Consider the following 16486-nt stretch of genomic DNA (forward strand, 5'->3'; position numbering starts at 1 on the left):
CCGAGGGGGTGGCCGACTTCGCCGATTTCCTGGCCGGTGACGACCAGGACGGCATCGTCCGGCTCTGCACGCTGTTCGGCGCGCTGGTCCTGTCCCGGGCCACCAAGGGCTCTCCGCTCTCCGGGGAGATCCTCGCCGCCGCGCACGCAGCCCTGACCGAGGCAGGCTGATCAAGGGCATTAGGGCCTGTCGCGAAAGTGGAGTTGTCGGACTGGACGTGCCCTGCGGCAGGTACCGTTTCATGTCAGGCTCTGGGGGGCCGCTGCCCCTGGGGACTGTCAGTTGCAGTCGGGAGGCTGCGCAGTGTCAGCGCAGTCGGCGGGGGCAGCGCTTTGTTGGCCGGGTCGGTGCGGAACGACTGGAGCAGATAGGCCACCAGGCGCCGGGACGCTGCACCATCATCGGGTAGGGCGGTCACCAGACCGCAGTGTGCCAACAGGACCACGGCGAGGTCGGAAGGGTGAAAATCGGCCCGCAGCGCGCCCGACGCCTGGGCCCTGCGTACCAGGGTCGTGAAGTCCCGCTCGGCTCGTTGCCGGGACTGCGCGTGTTCCGACGTGCTTTCCGGGAAGGCCGCGACGAACGCGGCCGGGAACCCGCGTTCCTCCCGTTGCAGAGCGCAGACCGTCTCGACCAGCTGCTGGAAGCCTTGCCACGGGTCAGGGGCGGCCAGAGCCTCGGTGAGCGCCCGCGCGCAGGTCTCCATCTGCTGCGCGAACGCGCCTCTCACCAAGGCGTCCCGGGTCGGGAAGTGCCGGTACAGCGTCGCCACGCCGACCCCGGCCCGTCGGGCCACGGTCGCCATCGGGGCGTCGATCCCGTGCTCCGCAAAGACCGCACGGGCGGCGACGAGGACGCGCTCCCGGTTGCGCCGGGCGTCCGCCCGCATCCCGTCCCGGGCTGTGATCCGAGAGGATTCCGCCATCACTGTCTCTCGCTTCCGGTCCAAGCGGACGATTGCGTCCACTTAAGAGCTTACGGTCGATGTCAGATCCCTGTACGGCCCCCGGCGGCAAAGGCGGAACGATGAACGACCGCATGATGAAGGCAGTGCTCTACGACCGCTATGGCGGCCCCGATGTGCTCTACACGGGCCGCGTACCACGCCCCGAGCCGGCCCCCGGCGAGGTCCTTGTGAAGGTGCGTGCGTTCAGCGTCAACGGCGGCGAACTCGCAGCGCGTGCCGGCCGTCTCCGCCTCCTGAGCGGCCGGAAATTCCCCAAGCGCGTCGGCTTGGACTTCACCGGCGAGGTCACCGCACTGGGGGCCGGAGTCACACGGTTCGCGGCCGGCGACCCCGTATGGGGGGTCTTGGGCCGCACATCCGGGTTCGGCAGCGCCGCCGAGTACGTGACCGTGCCCGTCGAGCGGGTCGGCCGGCTCCCCGACGGCCTTGACCTGGTGGACGCCGCCGCGCTGCCGGTGGCCACCACGGCCATCACCGCGCTGCGGGACAAAGCTGGGCTGCGCCCCGGCGAACGCCTCCTCGTCCGGGGCGCGGCGGGCGGTGTCGGCAACGCCGCCGTCCAGCTCGGACGGGCGTACGGCGCAGAGGTCACGGCCCTGGCCCGTGCAGCCAACCTCGACTTCGTCCGCGGGCTCGGCGCGCACAAGGCCGTCGACCACCGGACCGTGCGGCCGGCGGAACTGGGCCGCTTCGACGTGGTCCTGGACACCGCGGGGACCGACCTGCGGGCCTTCCGGCGCCTACTGAATCCGGGCGGGCGCATGGTCACCATCGCCTTCGACCTGAAACGGCCTGCGGCGTCGCTCGGCTACCTCGCGGCCAGCACGGTCCACGGACCCGGCCGGGTGCGTTTCTTCAGCGGCAACCCCACGCGGGCGGACTTCGACGATCTGGCCCGGCATGTGGTCGAGGGGAAGCTGAGCCCGGCGGTGGACACGGTCTTCCCCCTGGAGGAGACAGCGGCGGCACACCAGGCGATGGAGGCGGGCGGCGTCCAGGGCAAGTACGTGGTCAGGGTCGCGTAGGACGTCTGTGGAGGTGCTGATCACAGCCACTCGTTGATGGATTGAGTGGTCGATGCGGCGCCACGTCGGACGAGAGCGCCCAGCCGCCATGCGCGTCGACGCGGAGTGGACCCGGCTGGACGACCCGCACAGCCAGGAACGTCAGGCCTGGATCCGACCCCCTGTCGAGGGTCGGCGTATGAATGACCCCGCGCATGAGGCAGCCGGCAAGCGGCGGTGATCAGGGCGGCGGCCGCGCGGGTACGGTGGAGTGGTCTGCGCGGATGGACTTGGGGGAATGGGTGACGTTCGAGCAAGAATGGGCCGAACTGCGTGCGGCGGCGGCCGAGCGGACTGCCATGCGGATCAACAGCGTTCCGGCCGACGGCGGCGGAGGCGGCGGTAGCGGCGGTGGCGGGAACGACCTGGTGGTCCGTCGGGACGACCTCGGCGCCATAGGCAATGACGCGTACGACCTGCTGGGCCGGCTGACGAAGGACGGCGACATCGCCCGCTCCTCCACGTTCGACGCGGCGACGGCGCTGACCAACGGGAACTTCGTGAGCGGTGCGGCCGTGCTGAAGGTGCATGACTTCTGGCAGACCCACCTGAAGACGCTGCTGGACGCCTGCGCACAGATTTCGAATCACCTCGATTACAGCAAGGCCCAGCACGCCAAGGACGAGGCGAAGATCGAGGGCGACCTGGCGCGGATCTCCGTGCTCACGGAATACATGGAATAGGGCTCGGGGGAGCGCGGGACATGCTGAAGTACGAGGACATAATCGACGCCCCGGTGGCGAAGCTGAAGGCAGCCGCCGACGACTGGTCGGAGATGGCGGGGAAGCTGGACAAGCTCGCCGCCGACGCCGCCGACGGGATGAAGGCAAAGGCGGACGGAGCGGCCTGGGAGGGCGTCAACGCAGGCGTCACCAAGCCGTTCATCGGCAAGACGGCCAAGGAGTTCGCGGACGCCGCCGCCGAGGCCAAGGGTGTGAAGCTGATCCTGGAAGAGGGTCACGCGGCCATCAAGAAGGCCAAGGACGACCTGATCGACATCCGGGACCACCAGGGGCCCGCGGCAGGCATCCGCGTGGACGGCAACGGCAAGGTCACGGCGCGGAACCCGCTGTCCGAGATCCCCGCGGCGCGGCACGACCCCGACTACAGCGAGCTCCTTCATGAGGAGAGGCGGAACATCGAGTCGTGGCAGAAGAGGATCGACCTCATCGTCGACAACTGCAACGACACCGACCTCGCCCTCAAGAACACCCTCGAGGCCAACGTCACCGACCGCAAGGACTTCAGCGCTCCGACGTACACGAAGCTGGACCAGGAGGAGGCCGCCCGCGCCGCCGCTCTGGCGGCCAAGGGCCGGGACATCACACACACCGAACTGCAGCAGCTCAACGAGCTTCTGAAGGACAACAGTTCGTCGGTGGAGTTCTCCAAGGGCTTCTACGAGAAGCTCGGCCCCGAGAAGTCGCTCGCGTTCTTCGGACAGCTCTCGACGGACACGTACGAGTACGGCAAGGTCGACCCGGAGCGCCTCAAGGACGTCCAGGAGCTCCAGAAGAACCTGGGCCTCAACCTGGCCACCGCCTCCCACGACACGGATTTCACCGACAAGTGGGGCCCGGAGCTGCGCAAGTTGGGTACGGAGCGCATTCCGCTGGCCAAGCACGACTACGGCGGGCCGTTCGGATACCAACTGCTCGGCGGCATCATGCGGTACGGGAACTACGACGCGAAGTTCCTCAACCCGATCGCCGAACACGTGGCGCAGCTGCACCAGAAGGACCCGTACATGTTCGCCGAGAACAAGGTGGTGAACAGTCCGTTCAAGAACCCGTTCAACCCCTCTGGCGTTAACGGGGCCGGTTACGACCCGGCCACCGCCATGCTGGAGGCGCTCGGCAACAGTCCGGAAGCGGCGAAGAAGTTCTTCGCCGACCCCCCGACCGCGTACAACGAGGACGGCACGGTCGACCACGGCGCCACGGTCGACCTCGGCAAGAACAAGGACGGCGAGCGGATCGACAACTACCTCGACTTCTTCGGCAACGAGAAGTGGGAGTCCTTCCCCGACGTCAACTCGCTCGACGAGAAAGAGCTCAAGGCGTCGCTCGACCAGATGCCCGACGCCCTCGGCCACGCCCTGGAGGCGGCGACCCTCGGCTACCCGGCAGGGCACCCGGACGCCGACGTCGTGCGGGACGCGGACAACGCCGCGGTCATGCAGAAGGTCATGGAGAAGTACGCCGCGGACCCGGGTCTCCTCAAGGAGCACCACGAGGCGATGTCCGACAGCCTCGGCGTCATGGGCGCCGGCTACGTCGACGACATCAACTGGGCGTTGGCCAAGAACGATCCGGACAGCGTGTTCGCGCCGGGCAGGAACCCGGACGGGCACCTCGACTTCGCGGACACCGCGGACGGGAACGGGAGGAGCGTCGTCCGGGGCTTCCTCAGCACCCTCGGCCAGCACCCGGACGCCTATGCGACGGTCTCGACCGCGGAGCAGGCCTACACCCGCAGCGTGCTGGAGGGGACAGTGGGCCCGGACGGAAAGATCGACGAGGGCGCTGCCAGGGCGACCGTGCGTACGGGTGCCGAGGTGCAGGGCATGCTCGACCAGTCCCGGGCCGACCAGGTGGAGGCGACGAACCTCAAGACCCACGAGGACTACGAGAAGGCGGTCGCCAAGCGGTCGGGCTGGGTCGAGTTCGGGGCCACGGCGGGCGTCGCGGCGGGCGTCGCCTTCCTGCCCGCGACCGCGGCCGTGGGCACGGCCGCGGTGCTCATCCCGCTGGCGACCGACACCGCAAGTGGCGCTGCCGAACAGGTCATCAGCCAGATGGTCGGGGACATCTCCGACAGCTCGGTGGACGAGCACAAGGAGAAGATGGAGGAGCTTACCAGGATGGAGAAGACCAAGATCTACTCCGCCGGTGAAAGCATGGCCGAGGCTCCGATGGAGCAGTTCCTGGATCGGCATGGTGGGGCCGACAACAGTCTGTTCGAGCAGGATCTACGCGAATCGATGGTGATCGGCTACGGGGTCGGCAACGACCGGGCGCAGCAGCAGGGCAACGATCCGGAGACCGGCTGAGGCCGCTGGAAGGCCGAGGACACGTAAGGATGCGAACAGTGATCAGTCGTAGGTCAGTACGCGGAGGTTTCCTCTCCGCGGCCATGGCCGGCTCGTTGTTTCTCAGTGCCACGGGTTGTGGAGGGGATGGGGATGACGACGGACTTCCGGACGACTACAAGGTCGTTGTGGGGACGCAACTCTGCGGTGGTAAAGCCGTGTCCGCCGATGCGTCCCGGGCGCTCAAGGTGATCACGGGGTCGTCGCGATTCGAGGCCTCGGCAGAGAAGTACACCGTCGCGCAGGCCGCGACGGAGCTTGTCGAGGCGTTCCCGGGCCCCGTCGTGAGGAAGGACGTCTGCCGTGTCTACACGCCCCTCGGCACGTCGGCTTTCGACCTCAGAGTCACCTGGGATCTGGAGGACAGCGCCCCGACGGGCCCCTCGGCTCCGAACTACACCGAGCTGAAGATGGGGGAGTTGGCTGTGGCGGCAGCGGACAAGGCGTACGTCTTTTTCGCGTGCCGGAGCGAGAGGCTCTCCAGCACGACAGCGGCCCACATCGTCATCGGCGTGGAGCGCTGGATGATGCCGAAGCCGCCCGAGGGCGACGTCAAGGCGTTGAAGGACGCCTACGCGACCGTGGCCCACTCCTTCTCGCTGGCCATGGCCAAGGAGCTGCGCTGCGAGAAGAACGGCGGGCTCCCCGCGCAGCCCGTACTGGTTCCCGCGTAGCCGCCGACGTACGCGGATACGACCTCGCAGTGGTCACCAAGGCGCTCATCGGCAAGGCGGCCAGGGACACGTCAGGATGCGAACAGTGATCAGTCGTAGGTCAGTACGCGGAGGTTTCCTCTCCGCGGCCATGGCCGGCTCGTTGTTTCTCAGTGCCACGGATTGTGGAGGGGATGGGGATGACGACGCACTTCCGGACGACTACGAGGTCGTTGTGGGGACGCAACTCTGCGGTGGTAGAGCCGTGTCCGCCGATGCGTCCCGGGCGCTCAAGGTGATCACGGGGTCGTCGCGGTTCGAGGCCTCGGCAGAGAAGTACACCGTCGCGCAGGCCGCGACGGACATGGGCGAGGCGTTCTCGGTTTCCACCGTGACCAAGGACGTCTGTCGTGTCTACACGCCCATCGGCACGCGGCATTTCGAGCTCAGGATCACCTGGAGGCTCGACGACAGAGGCCCGACGGACGACCCGGCGGACCCGAAGTTCACCGTGCTGAAGATGGGGGAGGAAGCCCTGGCAGCAGCGGACCAGGGGTACGTCTATTTCGCGTGCCTGAGCGACAGGCTCTCCAGCTTGGCGACAGTGGCCCACATCGTCATCGGCGTGGAGCACCGGGATGTATGGAAGGAACCCGGGGGCGACGTCAAGGCGTTGAAGGACGCCTACGCGACCGTGGCCCACTCCGTCTCGCTGGCCATGGCCAAGGAACTGCGCTGCGAGAAGAACGGCGGGCTCCCCGCGCAGCCCGTACTCGTGCCTGCGGCGGCACCCACCCCATCAACGGCATGACGAGGCGGAGGCTCTCCCGCGTCGAGGCGTCATCCCCCGCGCGTCCGTCGTCCAGCGTTACCTCGACACGACCCCGGCGCCTCGCCGGCGAGGAACTCACGGCCCTGTCAATGCCGTTCGTCGTGGGCATCCGCGCCCGCGACACCCTGCGGATCAGCCGGTACGGCACGCCAAGCCCGTAGAGCCCCGCCGTCCTGGGGCCGGACGGCAGGGCCTTCGCTCGGCGTACGACCGTCAGGCCTCCCCGACGAACCCCGCCCACGCCTCGCGTGACACACGGACGACGGGCCCGGCCACGGCCTTGGAGTCACGGATGTGCACAACTCCCGTGCCCGTGGCTATCTCGACGCACTGACCGCCTTCGGTTCCGCTGTAGCTGCTCTTGAACCAAGCGAGGTCGGACGCAACGGTTGAGGACTCAGCGCTGCTCATAGCGATCCCAACAACCCTTCGATCAGCTTCAGCGACTCTCGCGGAGTGAGAGCCTGTGATCGGATAATCCCATAACGGGCGGCGGCGAGAACCGTCTGCTCCGAGTCGGTCTCGAGGGTGCTGGTCGCATGCGCCTCGGAGTACACGAACCTCTTGCTGTCCTTGTGAGTGAGGACCGTGAACGGTCCGTTCACGCCCGCGTTGTCCTCGCAATCGACCGGCATGACCTGAATCTCCACGTTCCGCTTGTCGCCGATCAGCAGAAGATGCTCCAACTGCCCCCGCAGGACGTCCTTGCCACCGTAGCGGTGTCGCAACACCGCCTCGTCCATCACGAAGCTCAGCAAGGGTGCGGGCCGACGGTCGAGGATGTCCTGCCGGGCCAGTCGGGCGGTGACCCGCTGCTCGATCGTTTCCTGGTCAAGGGGAGGACATCGCATGGCGAGCAGGGCCCTCATGTACTGCTCGGTCTGCAGCAGGCCGTTGACGACATGAGTGTCGTACATGAGCAGCTCAAGGGCCTCCTTCTCCAGCTTCGCCATCCCCTGGAAGAACACCGGATACTGGGCCCGCTCCACCTGCTCCTTCCACACCGTCAACAGCCCGCCCGCGTGCAGGACTTCGTCCGCCCGCTCGATGGTCCTGGGTGACGGGATCCGCCGTCCCTGCTCGTACGACGCGATCGTGGACGCCGAGTATCCGATCCGCCGTCCGAACTCCTCGCGCTCCAGGCCCGCCCGCACCCGCAGCGTCTTCATCGTCTGCCCGAACGCGACGACCACGGCCTGGCCGGACGTGTCCGCCGTCGCCTGTCCCGCGTCGCCCGCCATCACGGTCTCGGGCCTCTCGTCCGTACCCTCGGTCATCGCCACCGCCTCCCTGCCTCAACGCCTTCCCCGCGGCCTGGTCACGCCGCGCATCTCGTACACGTTCCGGCGCGGTGCGTACAGCGGGCCGGGTTGGTGCGTCACCGTCGGTCACGCCAAGTCACTGACGGGACCGTTGTCGGCGCGGCGAGCAAGCCCGGCAGTCCCGGCCCTACCACGCAACACACGTGCCCCACCGGCTACTTGACCGCCCCGCATGGTCGCTGACCGCCAACGCCGTACGGCACGGACACGTCCCCGGCCGGCGCTTCCGCCTGCTCCTGCACGTGAGCGAATCCTCCGACCCGGTCAGGGCCGGGGTCACCGACGCGAACCGATCGCATGCCGCCTCAGTCGGGAGCGCTGCCCGCCCCCGACTTGGAGGCCACCAGCGGCCGAGGGCTGCTGTGCTTGTCGCGGGTCTCGCCACTCGCTGGGGCCGGCGCCGGTGCCGGCGTCCCGGAGGCCCGGGCAAGACCGTCTGGCGGAGTACGTGTTCGCCATTCCCCTGTGAGCCCGCGAACGCGGTGGAAGGCCCGGGGGTGCGGATCGTCCGCCGCCCGCGTGGTGTCGGCTCGTGGGCTCAGACGAGGGCGGCGACGAGCAGGGTGAAGGCGGCGATGATGACGGCGACGCGGACGTAGTGGAAGCGGAGCCAGCGGTTCATCTGCTCCTTCCAGTCCTCGGGCCGGTTCTCGGGGGTCCATGTCTTGTTCCGGTTGTTGATCGGGACGAGTAGCAGGAGCGACATGATCACGCTCAGGATCAGCAGCGCGGCGGCGATGACGACCAGCACGGCGCCGTGGTGATGCCATCCGGCGACGGCCCAGAGCGCGCTCAGGACGAGCGAGCCGATGTACCAGAACGGCATCAGGGCGCCGAGCATCCGCCCCCCGTGGGCGTGGCCGAGTTGGCGGCTGTCCTCGGGGAGGGCGTTGAGGATCGGGTTCATCACGAAGGCGACGGAGAATTCCACCCCCACCATCAGACCGACGATCACGGTGGTGAAGACCTGAAGTGCGTTGAGCATGACTGCCCCTCCTGGAATCTAGTGCTGCTAGATAACGAGGCAACGCTAGCTCTACTGCTGCTTGATTGTCTAGCGATGCTAGGATCGAGTCATGTCGGTACAGGAACGCAAGGAGCGCGAGCGGGCGGTCCGCGAGCGCCTCATCGTGGCGACGGCCCGCGAACTCGCCGAGCAGCAGGGCTGGGACGCGGTCACCACCCGTCGGCTCGCCGAGCGCATCGAATACAGTCAGCCCGTCCTCTACAGCCATTTCCGCGGCAAGCGCGAGATCATCGGCGCCGTCGCCCTCGAGGGCGCCGCCGAGCTGGCCGCGGTGGTGCGGGCCGCGGCCTCCGCCGCGGACGGCCCGCGCGAGCGGGTCGCCGCCCTCGCCCGCGCCTACCTCGACTTCGCCGAGCGCAACCCGGCGGTCTACGACGCCATGTTCCAGTTGGAGGGCGGCCTGGCGTTCGCGGCCGAGGACACCCCGGAACCTCTCAAGGACGCCTTCGCCGCGCTGCTGGAGAGCCTGGGCGAGGTCGCCGGGGACGGCGTTCACCCGGGGCTGTTCACCGAGCTGTTCTGGGCGGCCCTGCACGGGGTGGCGACGCTGACCCGGGCGGGACGGCTGCCGCCGGAGTATCTCGAGCCGAGGTTGGAGCTGCTGGTGGACCGGCTCGCCATCACCTGACGCCCCCTCCCGGCGCGCACCCGGCCGGGCCTGCCGTACGTGTGAGCTGACGTCCTCGGCCGGGGGAGGCGGTGAGGGCAGGCGATGCGCAGACCCCAGGCCGCATGTCGGCCTGGTCCCCCGTCTCCTGACGCACGGCGACGTGGGGCGGGCGGCCGGTTGAACGATCACCGCGGATCGTCTTGACGGACCCCTGGGGCGGTCCTAGCCTTCCTGGCTTGAGAGCGCTCTCAAGCCAGAGATCAAGGGCCTCTCCGCCGCTGCGGCCTGGGATGTGAAAGTCCAGCGGCGTCGTCTCCTCATGCGCCCCGCCGAACCCCTCGGTGCGGGCCGCTCCTGCGCTCCGCCTTCCGCTGAAGGGCGTCCCCATGCGAAGAGACAGAGTTCAGCCATCAAGAACGGCACCGCGGTCCGCGTCCTGGCGTCGAGCGACGGTGTTCGCGGCCGTCGCCGCCCTGCTCGGCGCGGTCCTCATGGTGCTCGACTCCGCGGCGGCCGGCGCCGACCCGGTGGGTGCGGGCAGTTACAGCACCACGGCCCCCGGCCCCGCGCCCTCGGGCTGCGCGGACCTCTCCACCGACCCGCGCCACTGGGTCACGGCCGACGCCCCCTCGGGCGCCGTCCCCACCAACGACTGGTGGTCGTCGATCCTGTGGAAGCGCACCAACTGCGCTTACGGCGAACCACTGTTCGCCCAACCGCTCGGTTTCCGGGCCCAGTCGGCGGGACTGGGCGTCTCCTACAGCACCAAGCCGACGATCTCCGGCGGCGCGAAGGGCGTGGGCGAGTACCACTTCGCTTACCAGGAGGACTTCGTCGTGGGTGTCGCCGGTCTGGCCGCCCCCGAGGTGAAGGTGGACGACTGGAGCGACTGGACGGTCAGCCCTTACCTCGGCGACGGCACGCACACCCTGCGGGCGACCATCGGATCCGGCCTGCCCTTCGCCTACTTCCGTGCGACGGGCGGTGACGCGCAGATCAGGACCGCGGCCGGCCCCGTGGACGTCTGGTCCGCATCGGGCTCGATGATCGGCTACACGGTCGACGGACACGACTACGTCGCCTTCGCCCCGAAGGGGGCCACCTGGTCGGTCAGCGGATCCACCCTCACCTCCTCGCTCGCGGGCAAGGACTACTTCTCGGTCGCCGTGCTGCCGACCACACCGTCCACCTCCGCCGCCGACCGGGAGGCGCTCGCGGCCGAGTACGCCGAGTACGCCTACGCCGAGGTGACCGGTACGGCCGTGTCCTACCGGTACGACGAGGCGGACAGCACGGTCACCACCACGTACCGCTTCACCACCACCGCCCTCGAGGGGTCGGCGAACGGCACGGTCGCGGCCCTGATGCCGCACCAGTGGCGCCATCTGTCCGACGGCAGCCCGTTGCCGCAGTCGTACGTCTCCTCCCGCGGGCCGCTCAAGGTGCTCTGCGGTGTCACGTCGTTCTCGACGTCGATGGTCTTCCACGGGGTCCTCCCGGAGGTGCCGGCGGTCGCCGACAGCGCGGGCGCCGACGCCGCGACCCTGCAGGCCTACCTGAACGCGGAGCAGGCAGACCCGGCCCGGCAGGTGAGCGACGACACCTACTGGACCGGCAAGGGCCTGGGACGCGCGGCGCGCCTGGCGGAGATCGCCGACCAGACCGGCAACGCCGAGGTGCGCGACGCCGCCCTGTCCGTGATCAGGTCCAGGCTCACGGACTGGTTCACCGCGTCGCCGGGCGAGACGGGCCACCTCTTCGCCTACGACGGCAAGTGGGGCACCCTGATCGGGTATCCGGCCTCCTACGGCTCCGATCAGGAGCTGAACGACCACCACTTCCACTACGGCTACTTCATCGCCGCCGCCGCCACGCTCGCCCGGTTCGACCCCGTCTGGGCCGACGCGGACCACTACGGCGGGATGGTCGACCTGCTCATCCGGGACGCCGACAACTACGACCGCGCCGACAAGCGCTTCCCCTACCTGCGGGACTTCGACATCTATGCCGGGCACGACTGGGCCTCGGGCCACGGCTCGTTCGCCGCCGGCAACAACCAGGAGTCCTCCTCCGAGGGGATGAACTTCGACAACGCGCTGATCCAGTGGGGCACCGCCACCGGGAACAAGGCCGTCCGGGACGCGGGCGTCTACCTGTACACGACCCAGGCCGCCGCCATCGAGGACTACTGGTTCGACGCCCACGACCAGGTCTACCCGAGCGGCTTCCCGCACAAGGAGGTCGGCATGGTCTGGAGCAACGGCGGCGCCTACTCCACCTGGTTCTCCAGCGCCCCCGAACAGATCCAGGGCATCAACCTGCTGCCGGTGACCGGCGGACACCTCTACCTCGGCGACGACCCGGCCTATGTCCGGGCCAACTACCGGGAGATGCTCGACCAGGCCGGCAGGAACCGGCCCGGCATCTGGCCCGACATCTGGTACGAGTACCTGGCGCTGGGCGACGGCGACGCGGCCCTGGCCGACTTCCGCGCGGACAGTTCCCTCACCTCCGAGGAGGGCGAGAGCAAGGCCCACACCTTCCACTGGATCCGCAACCTCGCCGCACTGGGCACCGTGGACACCACCGTCACCGCCGACAGCCCCCTGACCGCCGTCTTCGTCAAGAACGGCGCACGCACCTACGTCGCCGCCAACACCACCGGCGAGGACGCCACCGTGCGCTTCTCCGACGGAACCACCGTGCAGGCGCCCGCCGGGCGGACGGTCACGGCCGGCGCCCACATCTGGAGCGGCGGCAGCGCGCCGGGCAACACGGGCTCCACCCCCACCCCGACTCCCACCCCCACCCCGACTCCCACGGGCACTCCCACTCCTCCTGCGACTCCCACGCCGACGCCGACGCCGACGTCGTCCGGGAGCACGGGCTCGTCGCCCACCTTGTATCCGAGCGCTGACGGGACGCTGACCGGAACCGCCGGGCCCGCGGGCAGGGCGACGGTGGCGTCGGCCGACGGCGTCAACCATGACGGCAGCCCGTACAAGCCGGTGACGTTCACCGCCTCCGGGCTGGATCTGACGTACGCCGGAGGGACCACCCGGTTCGACCTGTCCGTCGACGCCGGTCAGGCCGTCGCCGACGGAGTCCAGATACAGGTGTCCTACGACTGCCTCGGCAGCGGAAAGTGGGACCGCGTCGAGACCTACAGGTACTTCGCCACCGACCCGCTGCCCGGCTGGGAGCACTACACCGACGCGGCCGGGCTGCTCTCCGCGAGCGGCGCCCCGTGCGATCTGAGGAACGGAACCGTGCAGGCGAAGGTCTGGAACGCCCTGGGCAACGCGCCCAGCACGCTGGGAACCGGAGACCTGTCGGCTCTGCGGCTGCCCTACACCTGAGCCCGCGAGCACGGCGACGGACAGGCCGCCGTCGGCGAACCGTGAGATCCCCGCGGGTTCGTCGACGGCGGGCTCCAGCACCGGTTCGTCCGGCACGCCGGCATCGGACATGCGGAACTCCTGACGAGCGGACCAGCGGACCAGCGGACGAGCGGACGAGCGGAAGGGAACGAGCGAACGGGGACGAGCGAAAGGGCTCGGGCCGCTGCGGCGTCCGTGCCCGCGCGCCCCACGGCGGGCGGCGTGCCTTCACACCCCGCAGGGCGCGGCCGGGACGGGGTGGACGCCGTGCGGCGCACACGGCACGGCCCGCCGCGAACGACTGGTCACAGCACGGAGTTCTGCCACTGCCTCGGGGACAGGCCGTAGGTCTGGCGGAAGAGGCGGCTGAAATGGGAGGGGCTGGTGAAACCGCAGGACTGGGCCACCACGGCCACGCTCCGGCGGCGTCGGCGGAGTTCGAGGCGGCAGGCGGCAAGCCGGCGCTGTCTGATCCACGCACCGACGGTCGTGCCGTGGGCCTGGAAGAGTTTGTGGAGGTACCGCACGGAAATGTGGTGCGCCCGGGCTATCGACTCCGGTGACATGCTGCTGTCCCCGAGGTTCTCCTGGATATGCGTCTGGACGCGGGCCAGCAGGTCACGACCTGGATCGCCGAGGTCGCCGGCGCTGTTCTCCTGCCCCTCGCTCAGCAGCAGTGAGACCAGGTCGGCGGTGTTCAGGGCGAGTCGTCTGCCGACCGCCGAGTCCCGGGCCCAGGGCGCCTTCGCTACGGCCGACAGAAACGGGGAGACGAGTGCGGCCGATCCGGCCCGGTCGCCGACCTTGATCAGGGCATCCCGCCTCAACGCCTCCTCCGGCACGTCGAGGAGGAAACACGGCACTCGGAAGAACGCCAGCTCCTCGGCGAGTCGACAGTCGGGCGGCACCGTGCCGAGGACGATGAGGTCGCCCGGGCCCAGCACATGGACGGAGCCCGGATGCAGGGGCAGCGTCCGGTCGGACGGGTTGACGCCCAGGTACAGATGTCTGTCGTCGCCTCCGGCGGGCCAGGGCAGGCCCACGAAGGGGCCGGAGTCGTCTTCCGGGAGCGTTTCCGATACTTCCCGCTCCGGTGTTCTCGGCCTGGACGATGTGATCGGCCGGGTCATGTCGTTCTCCTCGCCGCGAACGAAGTCGTATCGTGCACGCTCCCCGTCCGGTCCCGGGAACGCGGTACCGAGCCGTCGCGGGCTGTACGGGACCTGCCGCCGAAGGCGGCCTCACACCCTCACCCTCGCAAGCGCCCCGCCTCGGACGCATCAGTAAAGTGACGGTCCTTCTCCGGCGGCAGCCCTACCGCCCTACCTGTGCCCGTCGGCGGGCGATCACCGGATCTGACCTTGTGCCGCTGGTCCGTGCGGGCGCCAGGTTCGAGAATGGGATCCTTGTCGAACGTACGACGCAAACGCGGGCTGAGTGAGGCCGTGGGGCCGGGGAGGCGCAAGAACCGTGGCGATCTGTTTCGAGCTCGTGGTGAACTTCGGCGACGACGCCGAGGCGGCAGAGGCTGCCGCCCGCATCGACCCCGGTCAATGGGTGCTTCGCGCGGGCGCCCACCGCATCCCTCTCCACCGGCCGATGCTGGCGAAGGCGGGCTCATACATCGAGCTCTCGATCCTGCCCGTGGCCGTCAGCTGGGGTTGTGTTCTGGACGGCAGCCTCCCCAGGTTCCAGCTCACCGCAGCGGAGCTGACCGAACTGGGGCACCAACTCTACGAACTGCTCGCTCAGTTCCGCGGATATGTCGCCGCCAAGGTCGGCTGGGATCCGGAATCACTCCTGGACCCCGCCGAGCTCGGAAGCGAGTGGTCGGACGAACTGAGCGACGGCAGCATCCACGGGCTCGTGCTCTGCGAAAAGCTGTATGCCGAACTCGACCCGAGCGCCGACTACGAAGCGTTCCAGCCCGGATACCGGTGGATCCCGTATCGCGGGGAGGAACCGAGCAACCTCACGGCCGACTGACGAAACAAGCCCTACCCGGGGCGACTTATCGACGCATAGTGACCATTACTCCGTCGTTCCTGCCTGAAATATCGGGACAAAAGGCCCGCGAGTTTCCTCTGAAGCCCTTTCGGTTCCCGCGGCGAGCCTTGCGCCGGGACGCCGGCCGATCCCGGGTCCACTTCTGTCGGAGATAGTGCCGCCCTCCACTACTCGGTGATACCGTATAGTAGTACTCGGTATCACGCAGTACTGGCAGGGGAGGGGCGAGGAGCACGGCGATGGACGACCTGACGGAGATGTTGAAGGGCACGCTCGAAGGGTGCGTGCTCGAAATCATCGGCAGCGAGGAAACCTACGGGTACGCCATCACCCGCCGGCTGAACGAGCTCGGCTTCGCCGACGTCATCGAGGGGACGGTGTACACCATCTTGCTGCGGCTGGAGAGGAACGGGCTCGTCCAGGTGACGAAACGACCGTCCGGGGTCGGTCCGCCTCGCAAGTTCTACGCGCTCAACGACGCCGGACGCGAGGAACTCGCGAAGTTCTGGGCGAAATGGCAGTACCTCTCATCATGCATCGACAGGCTCAAGGAGGGCGGGAGATGAACTTCTGGGAGAAGGCCACAGGCAGCGATCTCACCAGGGAATGGAAGGCGTTCGAAGCCCGGGCCGAGGCCCTGCCGGACGACCACCGGGCGGCGTGGGGACAGATCATCGCCCACCTCTTCCCCTACGGGGACTTCACCGGCCGCAACCTGATGCCGATCCTCGACGCCGCTCTGGGGCTGCTCGAAGTGGCGGCGGCGGACGGGCAGAGCGTCCACGAGGTGCTCGGCGAGGACATCCCAGGCTTCTGCACCGCGCTTGCCGGTGGAGCAGGGGCCCGAACCTATCGCGACCGGTGGCGCGAGCAGTTGAACAGGAACGTCGCAAGGAAACTGAGCCGGCTGGGAGGCTGACGTGAGCATCCAGGACATCGTCGAAGGCAAGAAACAGTGGCGGGCGCACGCGGCTCGGGTCAAGGCTCTCCCGCCGGACTACCAGATCGTCTACAAGGAGATGCAGAGGTACCTGTTCAAGGTCGGACCGATCAGCCTGTCCGACGGGTCCCTGCTCCCCGGGATCGTCGACTTCTTCGAGGAGGGCGTCGCCGCAGGCAAGGGCGTCTTGGAACTCATCGGCACCGACGTCGCCGCGTTCTGCGACGGCCTGGTCGAGGACTCCCCTACCTGCGCGGATGTCTACCAGGCGTCCATCAGCGCGGAACCCGGCCCGGACGAGAAGTGACGCCCGCCGCCCCACCGGCCCCAGGCCTGTAGCGGAACAGGTTCATGCCCTCCACGGCGGAACGGGCGGGCTCGCTGTCCGCGGCGCGGGGACGCGGAACGGTTGCCGCGGTGAGATCGAGGCGGGTGTCCATGTCGAGGTTCACGTCACCGGAGGGCCGGACGTGGGACCAGAACCGCGGGGTCAGGCCGCGCAGGTCGGCGGGGTGACTCACGAAAGCCCAGGTGCCCGCGGATCTGCGCGCGGTGGCACTCGACCGTCCGGCCGCTCCACTCGTGCGCGTCCA

At 68.8% G+C, this 16486-nt stretch carries 16 protein-coding genes and 1 pseudogene; 12 read left to right on the forward strand and 5 right to left on the reverse strand.

The window, feature by feature from the left end; all coding sequences use genetic code 11:
- A pseudogene (locus IE239_RS35900) lies at positions 1-170 on the forward strand (TetR/AcrR family transcriptional regulator); the annotation flags it as partial.
- A gap of 74 nt (positions 171-244) precedes the next feature.
- Here IE239_RS35900 and IE239_RS35905 read toward each other — a convergent pair.
- On the reverse strand, positions 245-925 hold the full coding sequence (locus IE239_RS35905; protein ID WP_190153678.1) for a TetR/AcrR family transcriptional regulator: 681 nt from the start codon (positions 923-925) through the stop codon (positions 245-247).
- A gap of 101 nt (positions 926-1026) precedes the next feature.
- Here IE239_RS35905 and IE239_RS35910 point away from each other — a divergent pair, with 101 nt between their 5' ends.
- The 5 genes from IE239_RS35910 (at position 1027) to IE239_RS35930 (ending at position 6586) form a co-directional block, all read left to right on the forward strand.
- Positions 1027-1992 (forward strand): NAD(P)-dependent alcohol dehydrogenase, encoded by a 966-nt coding sequence (locus tag IE239_RS35910; RefSeq protein WP_190153679.1) that lies wholly within the window; start codon positions 1027-1029, stop codon positions 1990-1992.
- 281 nt (positions 1993-2273) lie between these two features.
- Positions 2274-2714, forward strand: a complete 441-nt coding sequence (locus IE239_RS35915) for a hypothetical protein (RefSeq protein WP_190153724.1) — start codon at positions 2274-2276, stop codon at positions 2712-2714.
- Between the two features lie 20 nt (positions 2715-2734).
- On the forward strand, positions 2735-5083 hold the full coding sequence (locus tag IE239_RS35920; RefSeq protein ID WP_190153680.1) for a hypothetical protein: 2349 nt from the start codon (positions 2735-2737) through the stop codon (positions 5081-5083).
- A gap of 197 nt (positions 5084-5280) precedes the next feature.
- A complete protein-coding gene (locus IE239_RS35925; RefSeq protein WP_229878582.1) occupies positions 5281-5796 on the forward strand; it encodes a hypothetical protein in 516 nt (171 codons plus the stop codon).
- Between the two features lie 244 nt (positions 5797-6040).
- Positions 6041-6586, forward strand: coding sequence for a hypothetical protein (locus IE239_RS35930; RefSeq protein ID WP_229878583.1), 546 nt, complete (start codon positions 6041-6043; stop codon positions 6584-6586).
- 234 nt (positions 6587-6820) lie between these two features.
- Here the strand turns inward: IE239_RS35930 and IE239_RS35935 are convergent, their stop codons facing one another.
- From IE239_RS35935 to IE239_RS35945, 3 genes are all read right to left on the reverse strand, one after another.
- Positions 6821-7018, reverse strand: coding sequence for a DUF397 domain-containing protein (locus IE239_RS35935; RefSeq protein ID WP_190153683.1), 198 nt, complete (start codon positions 7016-7018; stop codon positions 6821-6823).
- On the reverse strand, positions 7015-7884 hold the full coding sequence (locus IE239_RS35940) for a helix-turn-helix domain-containing protein (RefSeq protein WP_190153684.1): 870 nt from the start codon (positions 7882-7884) through the stop codon (positions 7015-7017). The genes IE239_RS35935 and IE239_RS35940 overlap by 4 nt, the downstream gene beginning before the upstream one ends.
- A gap of 583 nt (positions 7885-8467) precedes the next feature.
- Entirely contained in the window at positions 8468-8914 is a 447-nt protein-coding gene (locus IE239_RS35945; protein ID WP_190153685.1) for an anthrone oxygenase family protein, read from the reverse strand.
- A 91-nt stretch (positions 8915-9005) separates the two neighbouring features.
- Between IE239_RS35945 and IE239_RS35950 the strand changes: the two genes are divergently transcribed.
- Both IE239_RS35950 and IE239_RS35955 read left to right on the forward strand, forming a co-directional pair.
- Positions 9006-9584: a TetR/AcrR family transcriptional regulator gene (locus tag IE239_RS35950; protein WP_190153686.1), complete on the forward strand. Its 579-nt coding sequence runs from the start codon at positions 9006-9008 to the stop codon at positions 9582-9584.
- 434 nt (positions 9585-10018) lie between these two features.
- Entirely contained in the window at positions 10019-12925 is a 2907-nt protein-coding gene (locus IE239_RS35955) for a glycosyl hydrolase (protein WP_229878584.1), read from the forward strand.
- Positions 12926-13251: 326 nt separating this feature from the next.
- Here the strand turns inward: IE239_RS35955 and IE239_RS35960 are convergent, their stop codons facing one another.
- Positions 13252-14076 (reverse strand): helix-turn-helix transcriptional regulator, encoded by an 825-nt coding sequence (locus IE239_RS35960; protein WP_190153688.1) that lies wholly within the window; start codon positions 14074-14076, stop codon positions 13252-13254.
- Between the two features lie 340 nt (positions 14077-14416).
- On the opposite strand from IE239_RS35960, the gene IE239_RS35965 reads away from it, so the two are divergent.
- The 4 genes from IE239_RS35965 to IE239_RS35980 all read left to right on the forward strand — a co-directional run bounded on the left by IE239_RS35965 (position 14417) and on the right by IE239_RS35980 (position 16200).
- Complete coding sequence (locus IE239_RS35965) at positions 14417-14932, forward strand: hypothetical protein (protein ID WP_190153689.1); 516 nt, start codon at positions 14417-14419, stop codon at positions 14930-14932.
- A 260-nt stretch (positions 14933-15192) separates the two neighbouring features.
- Entirely contained in the window at positions 15193-15519 is a 327-nt protein-coding gene (locus IE239_RS35970; protein WP_190153690.1) for a PadR family transcriptional regulator, read from the forward strand.
- Entirely contained in the window at positions 15516-15872 is a 357-nt protein-coding gene (locus IE239_RS35975; protein WP_190153691.1) for a DUF1048 domain-containing protein, read from the forward strand. Before IE239_RS35970 ends, IE239_RS35975 begins: the two co-directional genes overlap by 4 nt.
- A gap of 1 nt (position 15873) precedes the next feature.
- Positions 15874-16200, forward strand: coding sequence for a DUF1048 domain-containing protein (locus IE239_RS35980; protein ID WP_190153692.1), 327 nt, complete (start codon positions 15874-15876; stop codon positions 16198-16200).
- Positions 16201-16486 lie beyond the last annotated feature (286 nt).

Origin of the sequence: Streptomyces humidus (genome assembly GCF_014649655.1) — a bacterium.
Taxonomy (GTDB): Bacteria; Actinomycetota; Actinomycetes; order Streptomycetales; family Streptomycetaceae; genus Streptomyces; species Streptomyces humidus.

Excerpts from the sequence above, each read along its gene's own strand:
- IE239_RS35950 (WP_190153686.1), top strand. The coding sequence starts at position 9,006 with ATGTCGGTACAGGAACGCAAGGAGCGCGAGCGGGCGGTCCGCGAGCGC.
- IE239_RS35960 (WP_190153688.1), bottom strand. The coding sequence starts at position 14,076 with ATGACCCGGCCGATCACATCGTCCAGGCCGAGAACACCGGAGCGGGAA.
- IE239_RS35975 (WP_190153691.1), top strand. The coding sequence starts at position 15,516 with ATGAACTTCTGGGAGAAGGCCACAGGCAGCGATCTCACCAGGGAATGG.
- IE239_RS35970 (WP_190153690.1), top strand. The coding sequence starts at position 15,193 with ATGGACGACCTGACGGAGATGTTGAAGGGCACGCTCGAAGGGTGCGTG.
- IE239_RS35905 (WP_190153678.1), bottom strand. The coding sequence starts at position 925 with ATGGCGGAATCCTCTCGGATCACAGCCCGGGACGGGATGCGGGCGGAC.
- IE239_RS35910 (WP_190153679.1), top strand. The coding sequence starts at position 1,027 with ATGAACGACCGCATGATGAAGGCAGTGCTCTACGACCGCTATGGCGGC.
- IE239_RS35920 (WP_190153680.1), top strand. The coding sequence starts at position 2,735 with ATGCTGAAGTACGAGGACATAATCGACGCCCCGGTGGCGAAGCTGAAG.
- IE239_RS35940 (WP_190153684.1), bottom strand. The coding sequence starts at position 7,884 with ATGACCGAGGGTACGGACGAGAGGCCCGAGACCGTGATGGCGGGCGAC.
- IE239_RS35935 (WP_190153683.1), bottom strand. The coding sequence starts at position 7,018 with ATGAGCAGCGCTGAGTCCTCAACCGTTGCGTCCGACCTCGCTTGGTTC.
- IE239_RS35945 (WP_190153685.1), bottom strand. The coding sequence starts at position 8,914 with ATGCTCAACGCACTTCAGGTCTTCACCACCGTGATCGTCGGTCTGATG.